This is a genomic window from Armatimonadota bacterium, assembly GCA_025059775.1.
GTDB lineage: Bacteria > Sysuimicrobiota > Sysuimicrobiia > Sysuimicrobiales > Sysuimicrobiaceae > Sysuimicrobium.
On record JANXCW010000005.1, the window covers coordinates 135,667 to 145,822 of the forward strand.

Below are 10,156 nucleotides of genomic sequence, written 5' to 3' on the forward strand. Positions count from 1 at the left end.
GGACGCCTCCCGGCTTAGTAGGTCCGTGCCTGCGGTTGGAATCGGGTAATCACCACGGGCTTGTAGCGGAACGCGAAGGTGCCATCCGAGTTGCGATAGAGCAGGGTGTGCTTGAGCCAGTTCTCGTCATCCCGGTCGGGGTAATCCTCCCGCATGTGGGCCCCCCGGCTTTCGGTGCGGTTGAGCGCCGAGCGAACCGTGGCCTCCGCCACATCCAGCAGGCAGCCCAGCTCCCACGCCTCCAGCAGGTCCTGATTGAAGACCCGACCCCGGTCGTCCAGACGGATCCTGCGATACCGCTCCCGCAGGTCCCCGAGGATCCCGAGCATCTTCTGGAGGCCCGCCCCGTCGCGGAAGATGCCGCAGTACTCCATCATGGCCTCCGCCAGCTCCTGGCGGAGGGCAGCGACCTTCTCTTTCCCTTCGCTGCGGAGCAGCCGCTCCACCTGCTCCCGGGCGTCGCGGTCGGGGTTGCGCCGGAGGCTCACCCGCTCCGCCTCCCGGAGATAGCGGACCATGTCCCGGCCCGCCCGGCGGCCGAACACCAGGATGTCCACCAGGGAGTTGGTGCCGAGCCGATTGGCCCCATGCACGGATACGCAGGCGCACTCTCCGGCCGCGTACAAGCCCGGCAGCACCGTATTCTTCTCATCCACCACCACCCGACCCCACACATCCGTGGGGATCCCCCCCATGGCGTAGTGGGCTGTGGGCTGTACGGGCACGGGCTGCCTGAGCGGATCGATTCCCAGGTAGATGCGGGCGAAGCTGGTGATGTCCGGAAGCTTCTCCTCCAGGACCTGTCGGGGCAGGTGGGTGAAATCCAGGTGGAGATAGTCCTTTCCGTCGATGCCCCGGCCCTCCCGGATCTCCGTGATCATGGCCCGGGCGATGATGTCCCGCGGCGCAAGGTCCAGGAGGGTGGGGGAGTAGCGCTCCATGAACCGCTCCCCGTGCCGGTTACGCAGCACCGCTCCTTCTCCCCGCGCGGCCTCCGACATGAGAATGCCCAGACGATAGATCCCAGTGGGATGGAACTGGTAGAACTCCATGTCCTCCAGTGGGATCCCCCGACGCCAGCAGATGGCAGCCCCGTCGCCTGTGAGGGTGTGGGCGTTGCTGGTGACCTTGTAGATCCGGCCCCAACCGCCTGTGGCGAACATCACGGCCCGGGCGTGGAAGGTGTGCAGCTCTCCCGTGAGGATCTCCCACGCCACCACCCCGCACGCCACCCCATCCTCCAGCAGGAGGTCCAGCACCTGGAACTCGTTGAAGAAGCGCACGTTCTGTCGCAGGCACTGCTGGTACAGGGTCTGTAGGATCATGTGGCCGGTTCGATCCGCGGCATGACAGGCCCGGCGTACAGGACCCTGCCCGAAGTGGTGGGTGTGCCCCCCGAACCGGCGTTGGGCGATGCGGCCGTCTGGCGTACGATCGAAGGGCAGTCCCAGGTGTTCCAGGTCATAGACGGTCTCGATGGCCTCCCGGGCCAGGATCTCCGCCGCGTCCTGGTCCACGAGGTAGTCCCCGCCCTTTACGGTGTCGAACATGTGCCATTCCCAGTGGTCCTCCTCCATGTTGCCCAGGGCCGCCCCGATCCCTCCCTGGGCGGCCCCTGTGTGGGAGCGGGTGGGATATAGCTTCGAGATCACCGCCACCCGTAGATCCGCTTGTCGGCTGAGCTCCATGGCGGCATAGAGCCCGGCTCCGCCCGCGCCCACGATGACCGCGTCAAACTCGTGCACCGCCATCGCGCATCCCCCCTTTTACTGCCCCGTGAAGGCCCCGGGCTGGAAGGTGAAGAGCACGAGGGCTCCCAGGACGGTAAAGACCAAGCCCACGGACCACAGGATCACGTTCCACACAAGCCGCCAGCCTGCTGACCGCGTGTAGTCGTACACAATCCCGCGGACCCCTACCAGTCCGTGGCTGAGGGCGAGGAGCAGGATGAGGAGGTCGTATACCCGCCAGAAGGGGGTGCTGAACCGCTGGGCTACAAACGCGAAGTCGATCCGATCCGTTCCGGTGAGTACGTGCATGATGTACAGGTGCCCCACCACGAGCCCCAGCAGGAGCACCGCGGAGATCCGAAGGTAGAGCCATCCCAGCCACGCCCAGCCATTGGTGCGTGCGCCCGTCATAGCGCTCTCCTCCTACGGAAAGATGGGCCGGAGCATGAGCACCGCCACGGGCAGCATTACCACCGCGTACAGGGCCGCCCCCACCCAGAACATGCGACGGTAGGATCGGGTGGTCCGGGGGAAGAGGTCCAGGATCATCACCAGGATCCCGTTGCCCGCATGGTACACCACCGCGGCCACCAGGAGGAACTCCAGGGGCTTGAACCAGGGCTGCTTGTAGAGAGCGAGGGCGCGGTTGTAGGCTTCGGGCCCATAGAGGAGCATGGAGGTCTCCAGGATGTGAAGCAACAGGAACACGAGGACCGCCACCCCCGTGATCCGGTGCAGGGCCCAAGCCAGCATCCCCGGTCCACCTCGGTACATCCGCCACCTCCTAGGTCCCCTGCTCGATTTCCTGGCGCATGTCGTCCATGTGGCGCTCCATGGCCTCCCACGCGGCCTGCTCGTCCCGCCGCTGGAGGGCTTCCAGGATGGCCTCGTGGAACCGGTGGGCCTTTTGGGGGCTGGCGGGGGCCCGACCCGCGGCTTCCCGACTCAGCAGCCACATCTCCGTCAGCGTGCGCACCAGGGAGGCGAGCACGGGGTTGCGGGTGGCCTCCGCCAGCTGCTCGTGAAACCGGAGATCTCCCTCCAAATCCCGCCGGCCCCCGGCCAGCTCTGCGGCCCGGCGCTCCACCAGTTCCTGCAGCTGCTCCACGTCCTCCGCGGTGGCCCTCCGTACCGCCAGAACCACCACTTCCCGCTCTACGATCCGCCGGGCCTCCAGGAGGTCCAGGAGAAACGTGCGCTCGGAGAGGCGACTCCACACCGCGGGGTCCACGGGAGCGGGGGGCTCCCGGACAAAGGTTCCGTCCCCGGGGCGGACCTCCACGAGGCCGAGAGCGGCCAGCACCCGCAGGGCTTCCCGCACGGAGGCCCGGCTTACGTTCAACAGCTCCGCCAGTTCCCGTTCGCTGGGCAGCCGGTCCCCTGGCTGGAGGTGCCGTTCGGCCACCAGCTCTTGGATCTGGTGCACGATGGCCTCGTAGAGCCGGCGGGGGCGGATGGGCTGGAAGAGGGATGCGCGATTCATGGTCTGGTGGCCTAGTGGTCTGACCAATCTTTATACTTTATGCTATGCTTAAAGTGGGCCTGCGTCAACCGGCCCCTTTCGGCATCTATAATCACAGGGGTTAGGCATGCTGCAGCTGGAGCGGTTCTCCCCACCCAAGGAAGGCCAGCGCATCCAGGTTCAGGAGGGGCGTCTTGTGGTTCCCGACTTCCCCGTCATCCCCTTCATCGAAGGGGACGGGATCGGCCCCGACATCTGGCGGGCCACCCGGCGGGTCGTAGACGCCGCGGTGGAGAAGGCGTACGGGGGCCGACGGCGGATCGCCTGGTACGAAGTGTATGCGGGCGAGAAGGCCTATCGGGAGTTCGGAGACTGGCTTCCCGCGGACACCCTTCGGGCCTTTGAGTACTACTACGTAGGGATCAAGGGCCCCCTCACCACCCCCGTGGGCGGCGGGTACCGGTCCCTGAACGTGGCCCTCCGACAGCTGCTGGATCTGTATGCCTGCGTGCGGCCCGTGCGGTGGTTCGAGGGGGTTCCCGCACCCATCCGGCACCCGGAGCGGGTGAACATGGTGGTCTTCCGGGAGAACACCGAGGACCTGTACACCGGGATCGAGTGGCCCGCGGATTCCCCGGAGGCGAACCGGATCATCGAGTGGCTGCGGGGGGAGTTCGGGGTGGAGATCCGGCCGGGATCGGCCATCGGCATCAAACCCATGAGCCCGTTCGGCAGCAAGCGCCTGGTGCGGAAAGCCATCCGGTATGCGCTGGACCGCAAGCGGCGCAACGTCACCCTCGTCCACAAAGGGAACATCATGAAGTACACGGAGGGCGGGTTCCGAGAGTGGGGGTATCAGGTGGCGAGGGAGGAGTTCGGGGACCAGACGGTCACCTGGGAAGAGGTGCAGACCCGCTACGGCGGGAAAGTCCCCGAAGGGAAGCTCCTCATCCAGGATTTCATGGCGGACATTACCTTCCAACACATCGTCATCCGCCCCCAGGACATTGACGTCATCGCCACGGGAAACCTGAACGGAGACTACCTCTCGGACGCCATTGCCGCCCTGGTGGGCGGCATCGGGATGGCTCCAGGGGCAAACATCGGAGATTTCCACGCGGTGTTCGAGGCAACCCACGGCACGGCTCCTAAGTACGCGGGGCAGGATAAGGTAAACCCCACCTCCCTGCTGCTGTCCGCGGTCATGATGCTGGAGTACCTGGGCTGGCAGGAGGCCGCGGACCTCATCATCCGGGGACTGGAAGCCACCTTCCGAAAGAAGGTGGTGACCTATGACCTGGCGCGCCTCATGGAGGGGGCCCGGGAGGTGCGCACCAGTGAGTTCGCCACGGAAGTGATCAATAACCTCTAGGAGGCGGGTCATGGCGTGGGGGCGGGCCAGGATCTCCATCGTGGGAGCGGGAGCGGTGGGGACGGCTGCAGCCCAGTGGATGGCCGCGCGGGAGCTGGGGGACATCATCCTCGTGGACATCATCGAGGGACTGCCGCAGGGCAGAGCCCTGGACCTCCAGCACGCAGGCCCCATCGCGGGATTCGACGTGCGGATCACGGGTTCCAACGACTACGCGGCCACTGAGGGATCCGACGTGGTGGTGATCACCGCAGGTTTCCCCCGCAAGCCCGGGATGACCCGGGAGCAGCTGGTGGACACCAATGCGGGGGTCGTACGCAGCATCATGCAGGAAGTGGTTCCGCGCTCCCCGGATGCGGTGTACGTGATCGTCACCAATCCCCTGGACGCCATGACGTATGTTGCCTACCGGGCCTCCGGACTTCCCCGGGAGCGGGTCCTCGGGCAGAGCGGGGCCCTGGACACCACGCGGTTTCGGGCCTTCCTGGCCGCGGAGCTGGGGGTGTCCATTCAGGACGTCCAGGCCATGGTGATCGGGGCCCACACGGACAAGGACATGGTGCCCGTGGCCTCCCTCGCGAACGTGCGGGGGATCCCGGTCCCGAAGCTCCTGCCGCGGGACCGGCTGGAGGCGGTGGTAGCCCGTACCCGACGGGCTGGGGCAGAGATCACGGAGCTCATGAAGCAGAGCGCTTTCACCGCCCCCGGGGCCGCCATCTGTGAGATGGTGGAGGCCATCCTCCGGGATCGCAAGCGCCTCATCCCGTGCTCCGTGTACCTGGATGGGGAGTACGGGGAGTGGGATGTGTGCGTGGGCGTGCCGGTGGTCCTGGGAGCCCGGGGGATGGAGCGCATCGTGGAGCTGCCCCTCTCGGAGGAGGAGTGGGCGCTGTTCCGGGCGAGCTGTGCCGCGGTGCGGGAGCTTTTGGGAGCCGTACGGGAATGAAGCTGCACGAGTATCAGGCCAAGCAGCTGTTCCGGGCCTATGGCATCCCTGTCCAGCGGGATGCGGTGATCGAGCGTCCTGAGCAGATCCCCGGGCTGTCCCTGCGTTACCCCCTGGTGCTGAAGGCCCAGGTCCTGGTGGGCGGCCGGGGCAAGGCGGGGGGAATCCAGCTGGCCCGGACCCCGGAGGAGGCGACGGAGCGGGCCCGGGCCATCCTCGGCATGGAGATCCGGGGGGAGCGGGTTCGCAGGGTCCTGGTGGCGGAGGCCGTGGACATCGAGCAGGAGCACTACCTCGCCTTCACCGTGGACCGGTCCGCGCGGCGCCTCGTTTTCGTGGCCTCGAGCATGGGCGGAGTGGACATTGAGGAGGTCGCCCGTACCCATCCAGAGCTGATCCACAAGGTGGCGATCGATCCCCTGGAGGGTTTCCTGCCCTTCCAGGCACGACAGGTAGCGCGGCGCATGGGGCTGCGGGGGGAATACCTCGTCCAGTTCGCCCAGATCGCCCACGCCCTCTACCGGGTATGCGTGGATCTGGACGCGGAGCTTGTAGAGATCAATCCCCTCGCTCGGGCGGAGGGGAAGCTGGTGGCCGTGGACGCCAAGGTGGTGGTGGACGAGAACGCCCGCTTCCGGCACCCGGACCTCCCCGAGGACGAGGAGGCCACGGAGCTGGAGCGGATGGCCCGGCGCTACGACCTCTCCTACGTGGAGCTGGATGGGGACATCGCCGTCATCGGGAACGGGGCGGGGCTCGTGATGTCCACCCTGGACATGGTGGCCCACTTCGGGGGCAGACCCGCGAATTTCCTGGATGTGGGAGGCGGAGCCAGCAGCGAGGCCATGCGACACGCGGTGGACATCGTGCTCCGTAAGCCCGGGGTGCGGGTCCTGTTCATCAACATCTTCGGTGGCATCACCCGGTGCGACGACGTCGCCCGTGGCATCGTCGCCGCTCGCCCCGCGGTTCCCACCACCATCCGGCTCGTGGGCACCAACGAGGAGGAGGGGCGCCGGATCCTGGAAGAGGCGGGGATGGCCGCCTTCACGGATCCCGAGGAAGCGGCCCGCCATGCGGTGGCTGCCGTGCGGAGGTCGTAAATGAGCATCCTCGTGGACGAGAACACCCGGGTCCTGGTCCAGGGGATTACGGGATACCAGGGTGCCTTCCACACGGCCCGCATGCTGGAGTTCGGGACCCGGGTCGTGGCGGGTGTCACGCCCGGGAAGGGCGGAGAGCGGGTGCACGGGGTTCCCGTCTTCGATACGGTGGAGGAGGCGGTCCAGGCCACGGGGGCAACCGCCAGCTGCGTGTTCGTGCCCGCCCGGTTTGCATCCGATGCGGTGCTGGAGGCCGTGGAGGCCGGCTTGGATCCCATCGTAGTGATTACGGAGCACATCCCGGTGCACGACGCCATCCGGATGGTGGAGGCGGCCCGGCGCCAGGGGATCCGCATCATCGGCCCCAACGGTCCCGGGATCACCTCCGCGGGCAAGTGCAAGATCGGGATCATGCCCAACAACCTCTTCCGGCCCGGACCCGTGGGCCTTGCCTCCCGCTCGGGGACCCTCACCTACGAGATCGTGGCCTCCCTCACCCGGGCGGGCATCGGGCAGTCCACCGCGGTGGGCATGGGCGGGGATCCCGTGGTCGGCACGGCTTTCGTGGAGCTGCTGGAGGCCTTCGAGCAGGACCCTCAGACGGAGGTGGTGGTGCTGGTGGGCGAGATCGGGGGTACCGCGGAGGAGGAGGCCGCGGCGTACATCCGGGACTCCGTACGCAAACCCGTGGTGGCGTACGTGGCCGGCCGAACCGCTCCTCCCGGCAAGCGCATGGGGCACGCCGGAGCGGTGATCTCTGGTAGCGAGGGGACGGCCCAGGCGAAGATGGAGGCCCTGCGGGCCGCGGGGGTGGCGGTAGCGGAGCTCCCGTCTCAGGTGGCCTCCCTGGTGGCCCGGGTCCTGGGCGGACGGTCCATGGGGTGAGGTGGGGTTTTTCATCCGGGTGCTGGTGAACATCGTGGGGCTCGGGCTGGGAGCCCGGATCTCTCCCGGGGCGCTTCGGTGGGAGGAGGGAGGGAGTTTGCTGGGAGCGGCGCTCTTGCTGGCGGTGGCCCACGTCACCCTGCGTCCCGTACTGCTCTTCCTCGCCCTCCCCCTGAACCTCCTGACCCTGGGACTCGCCACCCTCGGGGTGAACACCCTCCTGCTGCACCTCGTGGTTTGGGTTCTCGGGATCCCGCACGGTGGGGTCCTGGCTCTCGCGGCGCTCTCCCTTCTCCTCTCCATGCTGAGCGTGCTTCTGGCTGCCATCATGGGACCCTAGGTCCATGCAGTTCGTGATCGTCACGGGCCTCTCCGGAGCGGGCAAGTCCACCGCGGTGCACGTCTTTGAGGATATGGGCTACTTCTGCGTGGACAACCTGCCCCCCGCCTTGGTCCCCCGGTTCGCGGAGCTGGTGAGCCGCTCCCAGGGGCGGGTGGATCGGGTGGCGGTGGTGATGGACATCCGAAGCGGGGAGTTCTTCGACGAGATCGAGGAGGCCCTCCGGGCCCTGGACGAGCGCCGGCTTCCCTACCGCATCCTCTTCCTCGATGCCTCGGATGAGGTCCTGGTCCGTCGGTTCAAGGAGACCCGCCGCAAGCATCCCCTCGCTCCCGACGGATCCGTTCTAGAGGGTATTCGGGCGGAACGAAGACGCCTGGAGATCCTGCGGGAACGGGCCCACAAGATCGTGGACACCAGCGCCCTCACCCCCCAGGCCCTGCGGGCGGACCTCCAGGCGGAGTTCGGGCCAGCTTCCCTGCGGGGCCTCACCATCACCGTGCTCTCCTTCGGGTACAAGCATGGGCTGCCCATGGACGCGGACCTGGTTTTCGACGTGCGCTTTCTCCCAAACCCGCACTATGTGCCCGAGCTGCGTCCGCACCCCGGAACCCATCCGGAGGTGCGGAACTATGTGCTGGCCTTGCCGGAAGCCCAGACCTTCCGCGAGCGGCTGCTGGAGATGGTCTCCTTCCTGCTCCCGCACTTCATCCGGGAGGGGAAGGCACACCTGGTGATCGCGATTGGGTGCACGGGGGGCCGACACCGGTCCGTGGTCTTCGCAGAGGAACTGGGAAACTACCTCCGGCAACTGGGCTACGCCATCCGGATCCGGCACCGGGACCTGGATCGGGAGTGAGCGCATGAGGCCGTCGGGGATTTGGGGGCGCCTTCGGCATCGGGTGCGCCAGTTCGCGAAGTGGCTGGTTCCAGGGATTCGGGTCAAGCGCTTCCTGGCCCTGGTGCTGCTGGGAGTCCTGCTGGTGACCGCGGGCGCCCTCCTCCTCCTCCTGGGCTATTTCCGTCTCCGGGGGGATGCCCTAAGGTGGCTCCTGGATCTCCCGGACAGGGCGACCCTGGGCCTGGGGGGAGCCCTGGTGGCCCTGGGCCTGTACGGGGTCTTCCTCGGTGTGCGGGCCACCATCCGGTCCGTAGCCGGCGTCTTCCTGCCGAGAGGGGATCATCGGCTCGTGGAGCTGCTGGTCCAGCGCCGGGCCCTTCCCCGAGGCCCCCGCATCGTGGCCATCGGGGGCGGAACCGGGCTGTCGACCCTCCTGCGGGGCCTCAAGGCATACGCCACCTACCTCACCGCGGTGGTGACGGTAACCGACGACGGGGGAAGTTCCGGGCGCCTCCGGCGGGAGCTGGGGATCCTCCCCCCCGGGGACATCAACGATTGTCTGGTGGCCCTGGCGGAGGTGGAGCCCGTGATGACCCGCCTGTTCCAGTACCGCTTCGACCGAGGGGACCTCGTGGGTCACTCCTTCGGCAACCTCTTCCTGGCCAGCATGGTGGGGGTCGGGGGAGATCTGGTTTCCGCGGTACGGCTCGCCAGCCGGGTACTGGCCATCCGGGGGCAGGTCCTCCCGGCCACCGCGGACCACGTGGTGCTGGGGGCGGAGTTCGTGGACGGGACCGTGGTGGAGGGAGAGTCCGCCATTCCGCAGGCCCGCAAGGCCATCCGACGGGTCTACCTGAATCCTCCGAACGTGCGTCCGGTCCCGGAGGTCCTGGAGGCTATAGTCGAGGCGGATCTGATCCTGTTGGGCCCGGGGAGCCTGTTCACCTCCGTGCTCCCCAATCTCCTGGTTCCGGGCATCGCGGAAGCCCTCCGGGGGGTGTCTGCGCCCGTGGTGTACATCGTGAACGTCATGACCCAGCCCGGGGAGACGGATGGTTTCCGGGCCTCCGATCACGTACGGACGGTGGTGGAGCATCTCGGGCCCGGGGTGGTGGATGTGGCGCTGGTCAACACCCAGATGCCCCGCAACCGGGGCCTCCTGGAGCGCTACCGGGAACAGGGTGCCTTCCCGGTGGAGCCGGACCTGGAGCGGATTCGCCATCTGGGCGTGGAGACGGTGGGGCGTCCCCTCATGAGCGAGCGGGACCTCTTGCGCCATGACCCGGCCCGTCTGGCTCAGGCGGTCCTGGAGATCCTTGAGCGCCTCCTGCACCGCCGGCGCCCGCTGCGGGTGAGCGTCATCAATCCGTAGCCGGGTCTGTTTGCTGACCTGGTTCAGAAACATGTGGGACGGTAGCGGGGCAAAGCAAAGGGGGCCATCCTTTACATCTCGCGCCATCAGGCCCTGGGGCTGTCT

11 protein-coding genes are annotated in these 10,156 nt (G+C 67.5%); 7 read left to right on the forward strand and 4 right to left on the reverse strand.

Going from position 1 to position 10,156, the window contains the following annotated elements:
- Positions 1-14 precede the first annotated feature (14 nt).
- From sdhA to N0A24_05705, 4 genes are read right to left on the reverse strand one after another with little or no spacing between them, the layout of a single operon-like run.
- Positions 15-1,751 (reverse strand): succinate dehydrogenase flavoprotein subunit, encoded by a 1,737-nt coding sequence (sdhA, locus tag N0A24_05690; GenBank protein ID MCS7172879.1) that lies wholly within the window; start codon positions 1,749-1,751, stop codon positions 15-17.
- A 15-nt stretch (positions 1,752-1,766) separates the two neighbouring features.
- Positions 1,767-2,141 carry a succinate dehydrogenase, hydrophobic membrane anchor protein gene (gene sdhD, locus N0A24_05695; GenBank protein ID MCS7172880.1) on the reverse strand — a complete coding sequence of 125 codons (375 nt, stop codon included), beginning with the start codon at positions 2,139-2,141 and terminating at the stop codon, positions 1,767-1,769.
- Between the two features lie 12 nt (positions 2,142-2,153).
- The gene (gene sdhC, locus N0A24_05700; GenBank protein ID MCS7172881.1) at positions 2,154-2,504 is read right to left on the reverse strand and encodes a succinate dehydrogenase, cytochrome b556 subunit; all 351 of its coding nucleotides are present in this window, start codon (positions 2,502-2,504) and stop codon (positions 2,154-2,156) included.
- Positions 2,505-2,514: 10 nt separating this feature from the next.
- Positions 2,515-3,213, reverse strand: a complete 699-nt coding sequence (locus N0A24_05705) for a FadR family transcriptional regulator (protein MCS7172882.1) — start codon at positions 3,211-3,213, stop codon at positions 2,515-2,517.
- 106 nt (positions 3,214-3,319) lie between these two features.
- On the opposite strand from N0A24_05705, the gene icd reads away from it, so the two are divergent.
- Genes icd through N0A24_05740 form a run of 7 tightly spaced genes read left to right on the forward strand, consistent with a single transcriptional unit; the run spans position 3,320 to position 10,051 of the window.
- Entirely contained in the window at positions 3,320-4,564 is a 1,245-nt protein-coding gene (icd, locus tag N0A24_05710) for an isocitrate dehydrogenase (NADP(+)) (protein MCS7172883.1), read from the forward strand.
- 10 nt (positions 4,565-4,574) lie between these two features.
- Complete coding sequence (mdh, locus tag N0A24_05715) at positions 4,575-5,510, forward strand: malate dehydrogenase (GenBank protein ID MCS7172884.1); 936 nt, start codon at positions 4,575-4,577, stop codon at positions 5,508-5,510.
- Positions 5,507-6,613: an ADP-forming succinate--CoA ligase subunit beta gene (gene sucC, locus N0A24_05720; protein ID MCS7172885.1), complete on the forward strand. Its 1,107-nt coding sequence runs from the start codon at positions 5,507-5,509 to the stop codon at positions 6,611-6,613. The genes mdh and sucC overlap by 4 nt, the downstream gene beginning before the upstream one ends.
- Positions 6,614-7,498, forward strand: a complete 885-nt coding sequence (sucD, locus tag N0A24_05725; protein ID MCS7172886.1) for a succinate--CoA ligase subunit alpha — start codon at positions 6,614-6,616, stop codon at positions 7,496-7,498. It abuts the gene before it with no gap.
- A gap of 1 nt (position 7,499) precedes the next feature.
- Positions 7,500-7,838, forward strand: a complete 339-nt coding sequence (locus N0A24_05730) for a phage holin family protein (GenBank protein ID MCS7172887.1) — start codon at positions 7,500-7,502, stop codon at positions 7,836-7,838.
- Positions 7,839-7,842: 4 nt separating this feature from the next.
- Complete coding sequence (rapZ, locus tag N0A24_05735; protein ID MCS7172888.1) at positions 7,843-8,697, forward strand: RNase adapter RapZ; 855 nt, start codon at positions 7,843-7,845, stop codon at positions 8,695-8,697.
- 4 nt (positions 8,698-8,701) lie between these two features.
- A complete protein-coding gene (locus N0A24_05740; protein ID MCS7172889.1) occupies positions 8,702-10,051 on the forward strand; it encodes a YvcK family protein in 1,350 nt (449 codons plus the stop codon).
- The last annotated feature ends 105 nt before the right edge of the window (positions 10,052-10,156 follow it).